Origin of the sequence: Stenotrophomonas maltophilia (assembly GCF_900186865.1) — a bacterium.
GTDB classification, from domain to species: domain Bacteria; phylum Pseudomonadota; class Gammaproteobacteria; order Xanthomonadales; family Xanthomonadaceae; genus Stenotrophomonas; species Stenotrophomonas maltophilia.
In genome coordinates, this window is the sequence record NZ_LT906480.1 from 802145 (window position 1) to 818492 (window position 16348).

Sequence of the window (16348 nt, forward strand, 5' to 3'; positions counted from 1 at the left end):
GCTTGCTCGGCACGCGCCCCGGTCCGGCGCCGCCTCAGGCCTCGCGCAGCGCCAATGCCGGTGGCGTATGCAGGATCGCCCGCGTACCCCACCAGCCCGCCAGCAGGCTCAGCCCGATGCCGACCACGCCGCCGACCAGCAGGCCCGGCCACGGCGGCAGCAACGGCAGCTCGAACACCTTCTGCGAGACCGCCACGCCGATCGCAGCCGCGGCGCCCACCGCCAGCAACGCGGCCAGCGTGCCCAGCGCGCCGAATTCCACCAGTACCGCGCCACGCAGCTGGCGCCGGGTCGCGCCCAGCGTGCGCAGCACCGCGCTGTCGTAGCGGCGCTCGCCCGCCGTGGCCTGCAGTGCGGCCAGCAGCACCAGCACGCCGGCCAGCAGGCTGAACACCATCACCAGCTGCACCGCCTGTGCCACCCGTTCCATCACATCGCGCACCTGCGAGATCACCGCGTCCACGTCCAGCAGCGACAGGTTGGGCTGCGCGCGTATCAGCTCGCCCAGTCCGGCTGCCTTGCCGGCCGGCAGATGGAATGCCGACAGCAGGTTGTGCGGTGTATCGCCCACCGCGTTCGGGTTCAGCAGCACGAAGAAGTTCGGCCGGAAGGTGTTCCAGTCGGCCTTGCGCACACTGGTCACGGTGAACTCGCGCTCCTGCTCGCCTACTGCAATGGTGATGCGGTCGCCCGGATACACGCCGTAGCGCTTGGCCCAGCCGATTTCAACCGACGCCTCCGCCGCCGTGCTGTCGGGCGTCCAGAAGGTGCCGTTCATCAGCGTGTTGGCCGGCGGGAAGCTGCTGCGCCAGCTGAAGTTCAACGGCCGGTTCTCGTCGTCATCATCGCGCTGACCTTCGCCTTGTGCCGCTTGTCCGTCCTGACCGGGCTCGCGATCCACGCGCAGCGGCGGCTTGCCGTTGATCGCGATCAGGCGGCCGGTGGCCATCGGTTCGATGCTGGCGTCGTTGGCGCCCAGTCCACGCAGCGCGGCCAGCACGCTGTCGCGCTGTTCGGGCTGGATGTTGATCAGGAAGTAGTTCGGCGTGTCCGCGGGCAGGCGTTCGCGCCATTGCTGCAGCAGGCCGGGGCCGGTCACCGCCAGCAGCAACAGCGCGCACAGCGACAGCGACAGCCCGACCAGCTGCATCACCGCCAGCATCCGGCGCCGGGTCAGCGCCGCCAGGCCCAGCCGCCAGTGGCCGTGCAGACGGTGCTGCAGGCCGCGCAGCAGCTGCAGCAGCACGAAACCGACCACGCCGGCCGCCACCGCCAACGCGGCCAGGCCGCCCAGCACCCACAGCGCCAGCTTGAGATCACCGGTCACCTGCACCGCCAGCAGCAGGCTGGCCGCCAGCGCCGCTACGTAGGCCAGCAGCGAGGCCGGGGGCAGGGCGGCGAAGGAGCGGTTGAGCACGCGCATCGGCGGCACCCCGCGCAGGCGCAGCAGCGGCGGCAGGCCGAAGCCGAACAGCAGCAACAGGCCGATGCCGGCGCCGGTCAGCGCCGGCATCGCTTCCGGCAGCGGCAGGCGCTGCGGCACCAGGCTGCCTAGTACCTGCACCAGGCCTTCCTGCGCGGCCATGCCCAGGCCGATGCCGAGCGCACAGGCCGGCACCGCCAGCATCAGCAGCTGCAGCGCCAGGCCAAGCAGGATGTCGCGCTGGCGCGCGCCCAGGCAGCGCAGGATCGCCACCTGGTCGATGCGGCGCAGGGCAAAACGGTTGGCCGCCAGCGCGGTCGCCACGCCGGCCAGCAATACCGCCAGCAGCGCGCTCAGGCCGAGGAAGCGCCCGGCAAGATCAAAGGCCTGGCGCACGCCGCGCTGGGTGTCGTCCACGCTCAGCAGGCGAAGGCCTTTCACCTGTGGCAGCAGCCACTGGCGCAACGCGGCAACCTGGTCGGCGGAGCCGGCGAACATCAGCCGGTAGTTGATGCGGCTGCCGGGGCCAAGCAGGCCTGTGCCTTCCACATCGGCGCGGTTGACCAGCAGAGTGGGGGAGAGCGTCAGCAGGTCGCCGCCGGCATCCGGCTCGGTCTCGATGATGCCGGCGATGCGCAGCGTGCCGGCGCCAAATTCGAGGTCATCGCCGGCCTTCAGTCCCAGCCCCTGCAGCAGGCGCGGGTCGGCATAGGCCTGGCCCTTGGGCGGCATGCCGGCCTCGGCGACCAGGGCGCCGCCGGGTGTGGCCCGCACCCGCAGCGTGCCACGCAGCGGATAGCCCGCCTGCACCGCCTTGATGCTGGCCATCTGGCTGGCATCACCGTTGAACAGCACGCTGCCGAAGCTGGCGATGCGGGTGAAGGCCAGTCCACGCCGCTGCGCCTCGTCGGCGAACGCCTGCGGCGGGTCATCGCGCCCGGCGATGCCGAGGTCGCCACCGAGCATTTCCGCTGCGCTGCCGGTCAGTGCCAGGTTGACCCGATTCACCAGCGTGCCGACCGCGGTCATCACCGCCACGCCCAGCACCAGTGCGGCGAACACGGTCAGCAGGTCACCGGCCAGCGCCTCGCGGCGCAGCGCGCGCCACGCATGCCGCAGCAGGTTCATGCCTGCGCCCCACGCTCGACCGGCAGCAGGCGGCCGTTGTCGATGCGGTGGATGTACTGGCAGCGCTGGGCCAGGCGCAGGTCGTGGGTGACCAGCACCAGAGTGGTGCCGCTGCCGGCGTTGAGTTCGAACAGCAGGTCGCTGATGTGCTGGCCGGTGGCGTGGTCCAGCGAGCCGGTCGGTTCGTCGGCGAACAGGATGCGCGGGCGGGTGACGAACGCACGTGCCAATGCCACGCGTTGCTGCTCGCCGCCCGACAACTGGCGCGGATAGTGGCGGGCGCGATGGGCCAGCCCGACCTGGGCCAGCACTTCATCGACCCGCGCCCGGTCTTCGCGCCCGGCCAGTTCCAGCGGCAGCGCGACATTCTCGGCGGCGGTCAGCGCCGGCAGCAGGTGGAAACTCTGGAACACGAAGCCGACCTCACGCGCGCGCAGCTGGGCGCGGGCCTCCTCGTCCAGCGCCGACAGGTCCTGGCCAGCCAGCGCGATGCGGCCGCGACTGGGCAGGTCCAGCCCGGCCAGCAGGCCGAGCAGGGTGGTCTTGCCGGAACCGGAGGCGCCGACGATGGCCACGCTGGTGCCTTCATGGACCGTCAGGGTGATGTTGTCCAGTATGTGGACTTCACCCTCCGGGCCCTGCACGGACTTGCCGACCTGGTCGACGGCGATGGCGACGGGCGCGCTGCGGGGGGACAGGCTGTCGATGAGGAGACTCCAATGCGCAAGACGGGATGGAGCCGGCGAGCCGGCGCGGTGATGGTGCTGCTGCTAGGGTTCCTGCTGCTGCCCGGGCTGGCCTGTGCCAAAGGTCCGGCCGGCACCGTGCTGGTGCTCGGCGACAGCCTCAGTGCTGCCCACAATATCCCTGCCGACGCCGGCTGGGTCAGCCTGCTGCAGCAGCGGGTCAGGCAGCAGTCGAAAACCCCGGCGCGCATCGTCAACGCCAGCATGAGCGGCGAGACCACCGCGGGCGCGCTGACCCGCCTGCCGGCCCTGCTGGCGAAGGAAAAGCCGACCGTGGTAGTGATCGCCCTTGGCGGCAACGATGCACTGCGCGGGCTGACCCCGGCGCAGGTGCAGGGCAACCTGGGAAAGATGGTGCAGGCCAGCCAGAAGGCCGGCGCGAAGGTGCTGCTGCTGGGCATTGACGTGCCGCCCAACTACGGGCCGGCCTATCGCCAGCGCCTGGCGGCGGCCTACAAGGCGCTGGCCACGCAGTACAAGGTGCCGCTGCTGCCCTTCCTGCTGGAGGGCGTCGCCCTGCAGCCGGGCATGATGCAGGCCGACGGCCTGCACCCGACCGCACAGGCGCAGCCAAAGGTGCTCGACAACGTCTGGCCGCTGCTCAGGCCGCTGCTCTGAACCGTTTGTTTACCTCTTGACGGAACTTCACATCGCGTCCACCGTCGATCCGGCATGTTTCACAAAGCTGAAGTTAGAGGGAATCACATGCGTCAGACGAAGGAGACCTCCGGCTTGGTGCTGGTGGTCGAAGACAACCGCAACATCTCCGAGATGATCGGGGAATACCTGGAAGGTCGCGGCTTCGAAGTCGACTATGCACAGGACGGCCTGGATGGCTACCGCCTTGCGGCGGAGAACAGCTATGACGTCGTGGTGCTCGACTTGATGTTGCCGCGCCTGGATGGCATCGAAGTGTGCCGTCGCCTGCGCAACGATGCGCGCAAGTCCACCCCGGTGCTGATGCTCACGGCACGCGACACGCTGGACGACAAGCTCACCGGCCTGGGTTTCGGTGCCGATGACTACCTGGCCAAGCCGTTCGCGATCCAGGAGCTGGAAGCCCGCCTGCGCGCGCTGATCCGTCGCGAACGTCGCCAGGTCGGTTCGGAAGTGCTGAAGGTGGCCGACCTGGTGCTCGATCCGGTCAGCATGCGTGCGACCCGTGCCGGCACCGAGCTGCAGCTTTCGCCGATCGGCCTGCGCCTGCTGACCATCCTGATGCGCGAATCGCCGCGCGTGGTCACCCGCCAGGAGATCGAGCGCGAGATCTGGGGCAATGGCCTGCCGGATTCGGACACCCTGCGCAGCCACCTGTACAACCTGCGCAAGATCATCGACAAGCCGTTCGACCGTCCGCTGCTGCACACCGTGCAGAGTGCCGGCTACCGCATTGCCGACATCGCCCAGCCGATGGCCTGAGCAGGATACTCGCCGGTGCAGCAGCAGGCCCGGCCGGGTTGTGGCCACGTACGAGGGCAGGGCATGACCGGTCTGCACTGCCGCCGGTCATCGCCCATGCACCCGCACGGCGTGGCGCGCTGCCTATAATCGCAGCGCTCTGACCGGGACTCCGCAATGCCGCACGGCCTGCCGCGCAAGATCCGTATCGCCTTCATCCTGCAGGCAGTGTTGGCCAGCCTGGGCATCCTGCTGGGTGCGTGGCTGGTCTCGCTGGTGATCAAGCACAGCCTGGTGGGCGCTGCCCTGCGCGAGGAGGCGGCGTACTACTGGACGCTGCACGAAGCGTCCCCGGTGCAGCCACCGCCCAATACCCAGAACATCCGCGGCTACCTGCTGGAAAGCGGGCAGTCGGCACTGTCGTTGCCGGCCAACCTGCGCAATCTGGAGCCCGGCTTCCACGAACTGCCCAAGGACGACCAGCTGGTGCTGGTTGATGTGCGCCCGGCTGGCCGCCTGTACCTGGTGTTCCTGCGCTCGCGCGCAGAGATGCTGGCGTTCTGGTTCGGCATCGTGCCGGTGCTGCTGACCCTGCTGGCGGTGTATGGCGCCAGCTGGGTGACCTACCGCGCGTCCAAGCGCCTGGTGTCGCCGGTGAACTGGCTGGCTCGGCGCGTCTCGCGCTGGGACCCGGGGCATCCGGAAGCGGCCGACCTGGAGCCCAACAAGCTGCCGGCGGACATGCAGGGCGAGACCCGGCAGCTGGCGGCCGCGTTGCACTCGCTGGCCAACCGGGTCAGCGCGCACGTGGCACGCGAGCGCAACTTCACCCGCGATGCCAGCCATGAACTGCGCACGCCGCTGACCGTCATCCGCGTTGCCAGCGACATGGCACTGGGTGATGAAAGCCTGCAGCCTCGCCTGCGCCGCAGCCTGCAGCGCATCCAGCGGGCCGGCCGCGACATGGAAGCGGTGATCGATGCGTTCCTGATCCTGGCCCGCGAGGCAGACGTCGAACCGCAGATCGAGCTGTTCGACGTCAACGACATCGTCCGCTATGAAGTGGACAACGCCAACGAACTGCTGGGGGCTCGCCCGGTGTCGGTGCACCTGCACAGCGATGGCCCGGTGCAGCTGCATGCGCCGCCGCGGGTGCTGCAGGTGGTGGTCAGCAACCTGGTGCGCAATGCATGCAGCTACACCGACGAGGGGCGCATCGACGTGCATGTGCACAACGATCGGGTGGTGGTGCACGATACCGGCATCGGCATGTCCCCCGAAGCGCTGTCGCGGGCGTTCGAACCGTTCTATCGCGCCGAACCCAGCCGGCCGCAGGGTACCGGCCTGGGCCTGTCGATCGTACGCAGGCTGTGTGATCGCTTCGGCTGGAAGGTCAGCCTGGCCAGCGAGCCAGGTCAGGGCACCGAAGCGACGGTGGTGTTCCGCTGACCCGGCGCCTGCTGCCTTGGTAGTTGCCGACCTCGGTCGGCGCTTTCAGCAGGATTCACGCCGGTGTCCCATGCCAACCAAGGTTGGCATCTACCCGAGCGCGTGTGTGGCGCCCTCCGGCGCACGTCCGCCTCAGTTGCAGTTGACCTTCGGCGCCAGCGCCCTGGTCCAGATCGCATACCCGGCCGGGGTCATGTGCAGCATGTCTTCGCGGAACAGCGTCGCATCCGGCTGGCCATCCGCGCCCAGCATCGGCGTGTAGATATCGGTGAAGCCGGTGTTGGGCAGCTTGGCCAGCGCGGCCTTGATCAGCGTGTTGGCCTCGTTGATCGCCGGCAGCAGGTGCGCCCGCGACGGGCTCGGCTTGATCGACAGGTACTCGACCTTGGTCTTCGGCAGGTCGCGATGCACGCGCTGCACGAAGGCGACCACGTCGTCGCGCACCTGGGTCGGGGTGCGGCCGCTGTTGAGGTCGTTGTCACCGGCGTAGAAGAACACCTTGCACGGCGCATACGGCACCACGATCTGGCCGGCATACCAGGTGCTGTCACGCACTTCCGAGCCGCCGAAACCGCGGTTGAATACAGGCTGGCCGGGGAAGTCGGTGGCCAGGCTCTCCCAGAAGCGGATGGAGGAGCTGCCGATGAATTCGATGCCACCGCGGGGCGGCGGGTTGGCCTGGTCGGCGCTGGCGAACCGGGCCATGTCGCCGGCCCAGGCCACGTTGGAGACCTGTTCGGGTACCCGGGGCGACGTGGTCGGGCCCAGGGCCTGGGCCAGCGGTGCGGCGGTCAGCAGGCCCAGCATCAGCAGGCAGGTACGGCGACGGGACATCAGGCGCTCCAGCAGGGAAGGGAACGCCATCATAGAAGCTGGGGCGGGCCGGGGCTTGCCCCTGGCGGTCCATTCACCGGGCCGGCGCCGGGATGCGGCTGGCGGCCTTGTGGCAAAATGGCGGCCATCTGCCTATTCCTGTGCACCCATGATTCCCTGCCGTGCGTCTGAGCGGTCGCTGCGCCGCGCCCCTGTTGCTGGATGTTCCACCCGTGGCTGATCAGTTTGGCCATCTGCCGCGCGGCCCGCGCCGCATCTTCCAGGCCGCCCGCTGGTCCTGGCAGGGCCTGCGCGCCGCCTGGCTGCACGAATCGTCGTTCCGGCTGGAGGTCTACCTGCTGATCCTGCTGGCCCCGGTCGCGATCTGGCTGGGCCAGACCCCGGTAGAGCGCGCGCTGCTGATCGGCTCGATGCTGCTGGTGCTGGCGATGGAACTGGCCAACTCGGCCATCGAAGCGGTGATCGAACGTTACGGCAGCGAGATCCACGAGCTGGCCGGCCGCGCCAAGGACATGGGCTCGGCGGCGGTGTTCGTGCTGATGATGAACGTGCTGTTGTGCTGGGCCCTGGTCGTGGTTCCACACGCGCTGGCCGGCAGCTACGGCTGAAACCCCATTCCCCCACTGCCTTGAAGAGATTCCATGTCCTTTGAGTTCCTCGCCGACCCCAATGCCTGGGTAACCCTTTTCACGCTCAGCGCGCTGGAAATCGTGCTCGGCATCGACAACCTGGTGTTCATTTCCATCGCGGTCAGCAAGCTGCCGGAAGAGCGTCGTCCGTTCGCACGCAAGCTCGGTATCGCCGTGGCCTGCATCACCCGTATCGGTCTGCTGGTGTCGCTGGCGTATCTGGCGCACATGGCGGCCAACCTGTTCACGGTGGCCGGCATGGGCATCTCCATCCGTGACCTGGTGCTGATCGTCGGTGGCCTGTTCCTGATCATCAAGGGCTGCATGGAGATCAAGGAACTGATCAGCGGCGGCGAGGATGAAGATCCGAGCACCACCAAGGCCTCGGCCGTGTTCGGCTACGTGATCGCGCAGATCGCGGTGATCGACATCGTGTTCTCGCTGGACTCGGTGATCACCGCGGTTGGCATCGCCGACCACATCCCGGTCATGGTCGCCGCCATCCTGCTGTCGGTGTTGGTGATGCTGCTGGCCGCCAACCCGCTGGGCCGCTTCATCGACGCCAACCCGACAGTGAAGATGCTGGCGCTGGCCTTCATCCTGATGATCGGTGCGGTGCTGATCCTGGACGGCCTGGACGTGCACGTGCCCAAGCCCTACATCTACGCCGCGATGGGCTTCTCGGTGCTGGTGGAATGGCTGAACCTGCTGATGCGCCGTCGCGCCCGCGAGCACAACGTGCCGGGCGCTGGTAACTGGTAAGCGCCTCTGGCATGTAAGTCCCTCAGAACCCCCGGCCCGACCGGGGGTTCTGCGTTTGTGGGGGCACGGCTCTGCTACGGCGCTGCGGTTTTTGCACTTGTAGCGGGTTTCCGTGCCCCACTTGTGAACCAGGATCAACAGTGTTTTCCCGGGACGAGGCTTAATCCGCCACAGCAAAGCGCGCAGGCTACGCACTCCCGAATCCCTCCCCCAGGACCCCCCCCATGAATTCCAGAGCCGCCTTGCTGGCGCTTGCCGTCGGCGCCTTCGCCATCGGAACCACCGAGTTTGCGCCGATGGGCCTGCTGCCGGTCATCGCCGACGGCGTGGGCGTGGGCATTCCCACTGCCGGCATGCTGATCACCGCTTACGCCGTGGGCGTGATGCTGGGCGCACCGGTGATGACCCTGCTGATGGGCCGCTTCGGCAAGCGCACCGCGCTGATGCTGCTGATGTCGATCTTCGTCGTTGGCAACCTGCTCTCGGCACTGGCCCCGAACTACGGCCTGCTCTTGCTGTCGCGGCTGGTCACCAGCCTCAACCACGGTGCCTTCTTCGGCATCGGTGCGGTGGTTGCCGCCAGCCTGGTGCCGAAGGACAAGCAGGCCGCCGCCGTGGCCACCATGTTCATGGGCCTGACCATCGCCAACATCGGTGGCGTGCCGCTGGCGACCTGGGTGGGCCAGCAACTGGGCTGGCGCCTGTCCTTCGCCGGTACTGCAGTGCTGGGCCTGATTGCGATCACCGCGCTCGGCTTCGCGCTGCCGGCATCTGCACCGGGGCCGCGCCCGGACGTGCGCCGCGAACTGAAGGCCATCCTGCAGCCGCAGGTACTGCTGGCGATGGGCACCACGGTGCTCGGCGCGGGTGCGATGTTCACTCTGTACACCTACGTGGCGCCGGTGCTGACCGAACTGACCGGCGCCTCCAACACCTTCATCGCGATGTCGCTGGCCCTGATCGGTATCGGCTTCACGTTTGGCAATGGCATCGGTGGGCGCATGGCCGACTGGTCGCTTGATGGCGCGACCCGCATCCTGCTGGCGGTCCTGGCCGTGCTGATGTTCGTGCTGCCGCTGGCCTTCATGCACCACGCCACTGCGGCGCTGGGCGTGCTGCTGTTCGGCGCGGCGACCTTCGCTATCGTGCCGCCGCTGCAGATCCGGGTGATGCAGGCGGCGAGCGAGGCGCCGGGCCTGGCGTCGTCGATCAACGTGGGTGCGTTCAACCTGGGCAATGCGGTGGGTGCCGCGCTGGGTGGCGCGGTGATCAGCTCGGGTTTGGGTTACGCGGCGATTCCGGTGGCCGGTGGCCTGCTGGCGGCATCGGGGCTGCTGCTGGCGTGGCTGGGGCGTCCCCGCACTGCGGTGGCTGAAGCCTGCTGAGGGGAGAGGGTTTCCGGCAGGGCTTGCAGCCCTGCACCCGCTGCAATCAACGTCAACGTCAAAAGCTGGTTATCCGTGGGGTGGCGGGGTGGGTCCGGTTGAGGGGGACGCTGCAAGTACGTCCATGTAAGCTCGGTCGCCGCATCCATGCGGCTCACGCCCCCTCAACCGGACCCACCCCGCCTTCGACAGATTCCCGCGGTCTGTCGGAACGGTGTTCTGCTCTGGTAGGTGTCGACCTTGGTCGACACGAATGCCTGAAGAACCGCGTTTTGCTTTTGATTTTTCTTTTGATCTCCCCGCGGTGCCCAGGAAACCGTATGAGGCCGGGCGGGTGGGCGTGGCGGGGGTATCCGCGCCATGGATGGCGCGGCTAAGCCTCCAGGGACGGATTCACGGCGTCCCCCGCCATGCCCACCCGCCCGGACTACTCAGGCGATCCATGAGCATGGCCACCGCGGAGGGGGCGGCGCCCGATGGCCGGTCTTTCACCCGAACCGTGGCATGCTCGGTGCCCAGTCCACCCGGAACCTCCGCCATGCGCCTGTTCACCCGTGTCCTGCCCCTGATGCTGCTGGCCTCCCTGCTGTCCGGCTGCGGCTACAACGCCATCCAGCAGAAGGATGAAGCGGTCAAGGCCAGCTGGTCCGAAGTGCTCAACCAGTACAAGCGCCGCGCCGATCTGGTGCCCAATCTGGTGCAGACCGTGAAGGGCTTTGCCAGCCAGGAAGAGCGCGTGCTGACCGAAGTCACCAACGCCCGCTCGCGTGTTGGCCAGATCAACGTCAACGCCGACGACGAAGCCTCGCTCAAGCAGTTCCAGCAGGCCCAGGGTGAACTCGGCAGCGCACTGTCGCGGCTGCTGGTGGTCACCGAGAACTACCCGGTGCTGAAGTCGGACCAGAACTTCCGCGACCTGCAGGCCCAGCTGGAAGGCACTGAAAACCGCATCACCGTCGCCCGCGGTCGCTACATCCAGCAGGTGCAGGACTACAACACCTACATCCGCTCGTTCCCGCAGGTGATCACCGCCAAGATCTTCGGTTACAAGACCAAGCCGAACTTCACCGTGGAAAACGAAGCGCAGATCTCCAACGCGCCGGCGGTCGATTTCGGCAGCGCGCCGCAGCAGCAGCCGGCACCGCAGCCGGGCCACTGACCCATGCGCCTGGCCACTGCGCTCCTGGCCCTGCTGCTATGGCTGCCGCTGGCATCGCACGCCCAGCAGCTGGCGCCGATTCCGGCGCTGGATTCGCCGGTGGTCGACACCACCGGCACGCTGGATGCCGCGCAGAAGCAGGCGCTGGTACAGCAGGCGCTGGACCTTCAGCAGCGCAAGGGCAGCCAGCTGCAGGTGCTGGTGGTGCCCACCACCCAGCCGGAGGACATCGCGCAGTACACCACGCGGGTCTTCGATCAATGGCAGATCGGCCGCAAGGGCGTGGACGACGGGGTGCTGCTGGTGGTGGCCAAGGACGACCGGCGCGTGCGCATTGAACCCGGTTATGGTCTGGAGGGAGCGATTCCCGATGCCATCGCCAACCGGGTCATCCAGGAGTACCTGGTGCCGCGCTTCCGCAACGGCGACTACGCCGGTGGCATCACCGACGCCACGGCGGTGCTGGTCAAGCTGATCGACGGGGAAGCGCTGCCGGCACCGGTCAGCGGCCATCGCGGGCGTGAGCCCAGCGGTGATGGCGATACCTGGTTTCTGGCGCTGTTCATCGGTGTGTTCGCCGGCAGCATCCTGCGCGGGATCTTCTCGCGCGTGCCGCGTCCGCTGCGTGGCCTGCTCGGCGGTGCCGGTGCGGCGCTGGCGGCATTCCTGTTCACCTCCACGCTGCTCGCCAGTGGCCTGGCTGGCGTCGTGGGCCTGATTGTTGCCATGCTCTCCGGTCACCCGGGCCGCTTTGCCGGTGGCGGTGGCTGGGGCGGTGGCAGCTGGGGCGGCGGAGGCGGCTTCGGCGGGGGCGGTGGATTCGGCGGCGGCGGCGGTTGGGGCGGCGGCGGTGGCCGCTCCGGCGGTGGCGGTGCTTCGGGGGGCTGGTGATGATCCAACGACTGTGTCGTCATGTATTTTCGCCGTCGGTACGGCGCGCGTTCCCGCCGGCCACGCTGCAGGCGATCACCGAGGCCATCGCAGCCGGTGAGCAGCGCCACGGTGGCCAGGTGATGTTCGCGGTGGAAGCGGACCTGCCGCTGGCCGCGCTGTGGCACAAGGTCACCCCGCGCCAGGCCGCCGAACATGCCTTCGCGCGCCTGCGCACCTGGGATACCGCCAACAACAACGGTGTGCTGATCTACCTGCTGCTGGCCGACCACGCCATCGAGATCGTCGCCGACCGTGGCCTGCAGGGCCGGGTCAGCCCGGCACAATGGCAGCGGGTCTGCACCCACCTGCGCGAGGGCCTGCGTGGCTCCCATCCGGTGGAAGCGCTGCAGGATGCCATCGACGAGGTCTCCAGCCTGATCGAAGGGCACTTTCCGGCCTCGACCCGGTCGAACGATGACGCGTTGCCGAACTCGCCCCAGCTCCTTGGTTGAGCCGGGGCGGCACTGGCCCGAGAATAGGCGTTCAACCGCAAGGCACCTTCCATGATCTATTTCCACGACATCGACCCCATCGCCCTCTCGCTGGGGCCGATCAAGGTGCATTGGTACGGCATCATGTACCTGCTGGGCTTCACCGCCGCCTGGCTGCTGGGACGCAAGCGCATCGCCGCCGGCCGCCTGCCGGGCGTCGACGCCAATGGTTTCTCCGACCTGCTGTTCTACGCCATGCTCGGCGTGGTGCTGGGCGGGCGTATCGGCTACATGCTGTTCTACGCGCTGGGCGATTTCCTGCACAACCCGCTGCTGCTGTTCAAGGTGTGGGATGGCGGCATGAGTTTCCACGGCGGCCTGCTGGGCGTGCTGGGCGCCTGCTGGTGGTGGTCGCGCAAGCACAAGCTGCATTTCTTCGACACCATGGATTTCATGGCGCCGCTGGTGCCGCTGGGCCTGGGCTTCGGGCGCATCGGCAACTTCATCGGTGCCGAGCTGTGGGGCAAGTACACCGACGGTACCTGGGGCGTGGTGTTCCCGTCCGGCCTGCCGGCACCGCTGAACCAGCTGGACCACGCGACCCTGCAGGCGCAGTTCGCCACCGGCGCGCTGAACCAGTTCGCGCGCCATCCGTCGCAGATGTATGAAGCCTTCCTGGAAGGCCTGGTGATGTTCGTGGTGCTGTGGGCCGTGTCGGCCAAGCCGCGCCACCGTTACCTGGTCGGCGGTCTGTTCGCGCTGATGTACGGACTGTTCCGCTTCGCGGTGGAGTTCGTGCGCATGCCCGACAACGGCGTCTACGTGGCCTTCGACTGGCTGACCCGTGGCCAGATCCTCAGCCTGCCGCTGATTGCCTTCGGCCTGGTGCTGCTGGTGATGTCGCGCCGTGCGCCGGTACTGCAGCCGCAGCTGCCGGTGACTGCCGGGGGCAAGGCATGAAGGCTTACCTGGACCTGCTCTCGCATGTGCTCGAGCACGGCGCCGAGAAGAGCGACCGCACCGGCACCGGTACCCGCAGCGTGTTCGGCTGGCAGATGCGTTTCAACCTGGCCGACGGCTTCCCGCTGGTCACCACCAAGAAGCTGCACCTGCGCTCGATCATCCACGAGCTGCTGTGGTTCCTGAAGGGCGACACCAACATCGGCTACCTGAAGGACAACCAGGTGCGGATCTGGGACGAGTGGGCCGACGAGAACGGCGATCTCGGCCCGGTGTACGGCAAGCAGTGGCGCAGCTGGGCCACCGCCGATGGCCGTGAGATCGATCAGATGCAGTGGCTGGTCGACGAGATCAAGCGCAACCCCGATTCGCGGCGGCTGGTGGTCAGCGCCTGGAACGTGGGCGAGCTTTCGCAGATGGCGCTGATGCCGTGCCACAACCTGTTCCAGTTCTACGTGGTGGACGGCAAGCTCAGCTGCCAGCTGTACCAGCGCAGCGGCGACATCTTCCTCGGCGTGCCGTTCAACATCGCCAGCTACGCGCTGCTGACCCACATGGTGGCGCAGGCCACCGGCCTGGGCGTGGGCGATTTCGTGCATACGCTGGGCGACGCGCACCTGTATTCGAACCACTTCGAGCAGGCGCGCGAGCAGCTGTCGCGTGAACCGCGCGCGCTGCCCCAGCTGTGGTTGAACCCGGAGGTGACCGACCTGTTCGGCTTCCAGTTCGACGACATCCGCATCGACGGTTACGACCCGCATCCGGCGATCAAGGCGCCGGTGGCGGTATGAGCGCCCTGAAGCTGTCGATGATCGTGGCGCTGGACCGCAACCGTGGCATCGGCCAGGGCAATGCCATGCCCTGGCACCTGCCGGATGACTTCAAGCACTTCAAGGCGCTCACCCTGGGCAAGCCGATCCTGATGGGGCGCAAGACGGCCGAGTCGATCGGCCGCGTGCTGCCGGGGCGGACCAACCTGGTGCTGACCCGCAGCGGCCAGGTGCCGTTCGAGGGCATGCGTGCGGTGGCGTCGCTGGACGAGGCGAAGGCGATTGCCGAAGGCGAGGGCGCCAGCGAGCTGTGCATCATCGGCGGCGGCGAGATCTTCCACCAGTTACTGGACCAGGCCAGTGACCTGTACCTGACCTGGGTGGATGCCGAAATCCCCGCCGATACCCATTTCCCCGAAGTCGACATGCAGGACTGGCGGGAAGTGAGCAGCGAGCCGCACCCGGCCGACGAACGCCATGCCTACGCGTTCCGCTTCGCGCACTACGTGCGCCGCTGATCGCGCAAGTACCAACGAAAACACCGACGGGGATGTCGACGGGGTAGAGCCGACTGTTGGTCGACTGCTCTCGGCGGTCACCCGAAAAACCCACGCTGCGCGCGATAGTCGACTGACAGTCGACTCTACCTGGGCTGTCGCTGCGGCATCCGGTAATGCCCGATGATGGCGTGCTGGAACAACAGGTTCTCTTCGCGCGTGCCGCGCGCGATGTTGTGCAGCACCAGCGGCGTGCCATTGGCCAGCCGCCGGTCGGAGACGATGCCCACGTGCAGCAGGCCGTTGCCGTTGAGCTTCCAGGCGACGATGTCGCCGGCCGCATAGTCGGTGGCGGCGGCCGTGATCGGTTGCTGCCAGCCCTGCCGTTCGAACCAGCGCATCAGGTTCGGCACACGGCGATGATCGATGTTGCGGTCCGGCCGTGACAGGCCCCAGATCGCGGGATAGGCACTGAAATTGCCGCGCATGTCTTCATGCACGCGCGCCTGCAGGTCCAGGCCCTGGCTGCGCAGGGCACGCACCACCACGTCGGTGCACACGCCGCGATCAACCGGAACGTCGCCGCCGGGATAGGCCAGCACCTGATGCGTAGGGTCGTAGCGGGTGGTGACGCCGACCTGTGCGCGCGCCGCTGCCACCAGCGGCGGCGAAGGCGCCTGCGGTTGCGATGGCGTGAGGCCGGCGTTTCCGCCGTCGGCGGGGGCCGGGGCCGAAGAGGGCTGGCAGCCGCTGGCCAGGGCCACCGTCAGCAGCAGCACCGTCCATGGTGCCCCACCGCGCCGCGTCATGCCTGCGGCGGGGGACTGTTGCTGCCGGGGCCCGCAGAGCCACCACCCGCGCCGCCGCCACGGCGACGACGACGGCGTGGGCCGCGGTTGCCCGGGTTGGCGGCCGGGGTGTTGCCGCCGCCCTGTTCCTTGCCCTGCGCCGATGCCGCCGGGCGCTCGTGCGCCGGTCGCGCTGGCGGGCGTGCGTTGGGCACGGGTGCGGGGACATCGCGGCCCGGCACCTGCACCACGCGCAGTTCGTCGGTATCGAGCTGGATCGCGGTCAGCTTGCCGCCCCAGACTGCGCCGGTGTCGATGGCATGCACGCCCTGGGTGATGGTCAGGCCCAGCGCCGACCAGTGGCCGCAGACGATCTTCAGGTCGCGCTCGACCCGGCCCGGCACTTCGAACCAGGGGTACAGTCCCTGTTCCTGCGTGCCCGGCGTGCCCTTGTCCTCGATGCCGATGCGCCCGCGCGGAGTGCAGTAGCGCATGCGGGTGAGCACATTGATGATCGCGCGTGAACGGTCGTAGCCGGACAGGTTCGGTGCCCAGCTCGGCTTGTCGCCGTACATGTTGCGGAACAGCTTGCGGTAGCCGGCACCGTGCAGTTGCGCCTCGACCTCGGCGGCATGCTTTTCGGCCATCTGCGTGGTCCACTTCGGCGCCAGGCCGGCGTGCACCATCATCCAGCCCAGCTCGCGGTCCACGTGCACCAGCTTCTGCAGGCGCAGCCAGTCCAGTAGTTCGTCGCGGTCCTCGGCCTGCACGATGCGCAGCAGGTCCGGGTTGACCTTGCGCTGTTCCTCTTCGGTGCGTGCACCGACGGCCAGCAGCGAAAGGTCATGGTTGCCCAGCACCACCACGCTGTGCTCGCGCAGCGAATGCACCAGCCGCAGCGTTTCCAGCGACTGGCCACCGCGGTTGACCAGGTCGCCGCAGAACCACAGGGTGTCCTGCGCCGGGTCGAAGCGGATCTTCTCCAGCAGCCGCTGGGTGACGTCATAGCAGCCCTGCAGGTCGCCGATCGCCCACACACTCATCGTCCGGCCTCCG

The 16348-nt window shown here is 68.1% G+C and carries 17 protein-coding genes; 12 read left to right on the top strand and 5 right to left on the bottom strand.

Annotation, left to right across the window (positions count from 1 at the left end; genetic code table 11):
* Nucleotides 1–34 precede the first annotated feature (34 nt).
* Complete coding sequence (locus CKW06_RS03700) at nt 35–2551, bottom strand: ABC transporter permease (RefSeq protein ID WP_024957308.1); 2517 nt, start codon at nt 2549–2551, stop codon at nt 35–37.
* Nucleotides 2548–3195 (bottom strand): ABC transporter ATP-binding protein, encoded by a 648-nt coding sequence (locus tag CKW06_RS03705; protein WP_024957309.1) that lies wholly within the window; start codon nt 3193–3195, stop codon nt 2548–2550. The genes CKW06_RS03700 and CKW06_RS03705 overlap by 4 nt, the downstream gene beginning before the upstream one ends.
* Nucleotides 3196–3270: 75 nt before the next feature.
* Between CKW06_RS03705 and CKW06_RS03710 the strand changes: the two genes are divergently transcribed.
* The 3 genes from CKW06_RS03710 (at nt 3271) to CKW06_RS03720 (ending at nt 6144) form a co-directional block, all read left to right on the top strand.
* Nucleotides 3271–3915 (top strand): arylesterase, encoded by a 645-nt coding sequence (locus tag CKW06_RS03710; protein WP_024957310.1) that lies wholly within the window; start codon nt 3271–3273, stop codon nt 3913–3915.
* A gap of 87 nt (nt 3916–4002) precedes the next feature.
* Nucleotides 4003–4716 (top strand): response regulator transcription factor, encoded by a 714-nt coding sequence (locus CKW06_RS03715; protein WP_024957311.1) that lies wholly within the window; start codon nt 4003–4005, stop codon nt 4714–4716.
* A 156-nt stretch (nt 4717–4872) separates the two neighbouring features.
* Nucleotides 4873–6144, top strand: coding sequence for a sensor histidine kinase (locus CKW06_RS03720; protein ID WP_005408124.1), 1272 nt, complete (start codon nt 4873–4875; stop codon nt 6142–6144).
* Nucleotides 6145–6276: 132 nt separating this feature from the next.
* Here CKW06_RS03720 and CKW06_RS03725 read toward each other — a convergent pair whose 3' ends face one another.
* On the bottom strand, nt 6277–6978 hold the full coding sequence (locus CKW06_RS03725) for an SGNH/GDSL hydrolase family protein (protein ID WP_024957312.1): 702 nt from the start codon (nt 6976–6978) through the stop codon (nt 6277–6279).
* A 212-nt stretch (nt 6979–7190) separates the two neighbouring features.
* On the opposite strand from CKW06_RS03725, the gene CKW06_RS03730 reads away from it, so the two are divergent.
* The 9 genes from CKW06_RS03730 (at nt 7191) to CKW06_RS03770 (ending at nt 14525) form a co-directional block, all read left to right on the top strand.
* Nucleotides 7191–7586 carry a diacylglycerol kinase gene (locus tag CKW06_RS03730; RefSeq protein ID WP_024957313.1) on the top strand — a complete coding sequence of 132 codons (396 nt, stop codon included), beginning with the start codon at nt 7191–7193 and terminating at the stop codon, nt 7584–7586.
* Between the two features lie 33 nt (nt 7587–7619).
* On the top strand, nt 7620–8369 hold the full coding sequence (locus tag CKW06_RS03735; protein WP_005408127.1) for a TerC family protein: 750 nt from the start codon (nt 7620–7622) through the stop codon (nt 8367–8369).
* Between the two features lie 224 nt (nt 8370–8593).
* Nucleotides 8594–9754 (top strand): MFS transporter, encoded by a 1161-nt coding sequence (locus CKW06_RS03740; protein ID WP_012479186.1) that lies wholly within the window; start codon nt 8594–8596, stop codon nt 9752–9754.
* A 538-nt stretch (nt 9755–10292) separates the two neighbouring features.
* Nucleotides 10293–10913, top strand: coding sequence for a LemA family protein (locus CKW06_RS03745; protein WP_012479189.1), 621 nt, complete (start codon nt 10293–10295; stop codon nt 10911–10913).
* 3 nt (nt 10914–10916) lie between these two features.
* A complete protein-coding gene (locus tag CKW06_RS03750) occupies nt 10917–11804 on the top strand; it encodes a TPM domain-containing protein (protein WP_038645500.1) in 888 nt (295 codons plus the stop codon).
* Entirely contained in the window at nt 11804–12298 is a 495-nt protein-coding gene (locus CKW06_RS03755) for a TPM domain-containing protein (RefSeq protein WP_005408131.1), read from the top strand. The genes CKW06_RS03750 and CKW06_RS03755 overlap by 1 nt, the downstream gene beginning before the upstream one ends.
* A gap of 51 nt (nt 12299–12349) precedes the next feature.
* On the top strand, nt 12350–13237 hold the full coding sequence (gene lgt, locus CKW06_RS03760; protein ID WP_024958638.1) for a prolipoprotein diacylglyceryl transferase: 888 nt from the start codon (nt 12350–12352) through the stop codon (nt 13235–13237).
* The gene (locus CKW06_RS03765) at nt 13234–14028 is read left to right on the top strand and encodes a thymidylate synthase (RefSeq protein ID WP_024958639.1); all 795 of its coding nucleotides are present in this window, start codon (nt 13234–13236) and stop codon (nt 14026–14028) included. The genes lgt and CKW06_RS03765 overlap by 4 nt, the downstream gene beginning before the upstream one ends.
* Nucleotides 14029–14033: 5 nt before the next feature.
* Nucleotides 14034–14525 (top strand): dihydrofolate reductase, encoded by a 492-nt coding sequence (locus CKW06_RS03770; RefSeq protein WP_024958640.1) that lies wholly within the window; start codon nt 14034–14036, stop codon nt 14523–14525.
* Between the two features lie 125 nt (nt 14526–14650).
* Here the strand turns inward: CKW06_RS03770 and CKW06_RS03775 are convergent, their stop codons facing one another.
* Nucleotides 14651–15313 carry a DUF1287 domain-containing protein gene (locus CKW06_RS03775; RefSeq protein WP_024958641.1) on the bottom strand — a complete coding sequence of 221 codons (663 nt, stop codon included), beginning with the start codon at nt 15311–15313 and terminating at the stop codon, nt 14651–14653.
* Nucleotides 15310–16335, bottom strand: coding sequence for a symmetrical bis(5'-nucleosyl)-tetraphosphatase (locus tag CKW06_RS03780; protein ID WP_024958642.1), 1026 nt, complete (start codon nt 16333–16335; stop codon nt 15310–15312). Before CKW06_RS03780 ends, CKW06_RS03775 begins: the two co-directional genes overlap by 4 nt.
* Nucleotides 16336–16348 lie beyond the last annotated feature (13 nt).

Excerpts from the sequence above, each read along its gene's own strand:
- CKW06_RS03700 (WP_024957308.1), bottom strand. The coding sequence starts at position 2,551 with ATGAACCTGCTGCGGCATGCGTGGCGCGCGCTGCGCCGCGAGGCGCTG.
- CKW06_RS03710 (WP_024957310.1), top strand. The coding sequence starts at position 3,271 with ATGCGCAAGACGGGATGGAGCCGGCGAGCCGGCGCGGTGATGGTGCTG.
- CKW06_RS03715 (WP_024957311.1), top strand. The coding sequence starts at position 4,003 with ATGCGTCAGACGAAGGAGACCTCCGGCTTGGTGCTGGTGGTCGAAGAC.
- CKW06_RS03720 (WP_005408124.1), top strand. The coding sequence starts at position 4,873 with ATGCCGCACGGCCTGCCGCGCAAGATCCGTATCGCCTTCATCCTGCAG.
- CKW06_RS03725 (WP_024957312.1), bottom strand. The coding sequence starts at position 6,978 with ATGTCCCGTCGCCGTACCTGCCTGCTGATGCTGGGCCTGCTGACCGCC.
- CKW06_RS03735 (WP_005408127.1), top strand. The coding sequence starts at position 7,620 with ATGTCCTTTGAGTTCCTCGCCGACCCCAATGCCTGGGTAACCCTTTTC.
- CKW06_RS03740 (WP_012479186.1), top strand. The coding sequence starts at position 8,594 with ATGAATTCCAGAGCCGCCTTGCTGGCGCTTGCCGTCGGCGCCTTCGCC.
- CKW06_RS03745 (WP_012479189.1), top strand. The coding sequence starts at position 10,293 with ATGCGCCTGTTCACCCGTGTCCTGCCCCTGATGCTGCTGGCCTCCCTG.
- CKW06_RS03750 (WP_038645500.1), top strand. The coding sequence starts at position 10,917 with ATGCGCCTGGCCACTGCGCTCCTGGCCCTGCTGCTATGGCTGCCGCTG.
- CKW06_RS03755 (WP_005408131.1), top strand. The coding sequence starts at position 11,804 with ATGATCCAACGACTGTGTCGTCATGTATTTTCGCCGTCGGTACGGCGC.
- lgt (WP_024958638.1), top strand. The coding sequence starts at position 12,350 with ATGATCTATTTCCACGACATCGACCCCATCGCCCTCTCGCTGGGGCCG.
- CKW06_RS03765 (WP_024958639.1), top strand. The coding sequence starts at position 13,234 with ATGAAGGCTTACCTGGACCTGCTCTCGCATGTGCTCGAGCACGGCGCC.
- CKW06_RS03775 (WP_024958641.1), bottom strand. The coding sequence starts at position 15,313 with ATGACGCGGCGCGGTGGGGCACCATGGACGGTGCTGCTGCTGACGGTG.
- CKW06_RS03780 (WP_024958642.1), bottom strand. The coding sequence starts at position 16,335 with ATGAGTGTGTGGGCGATCGGCGACCTGCAGGGCTGCTATGACGTCACC.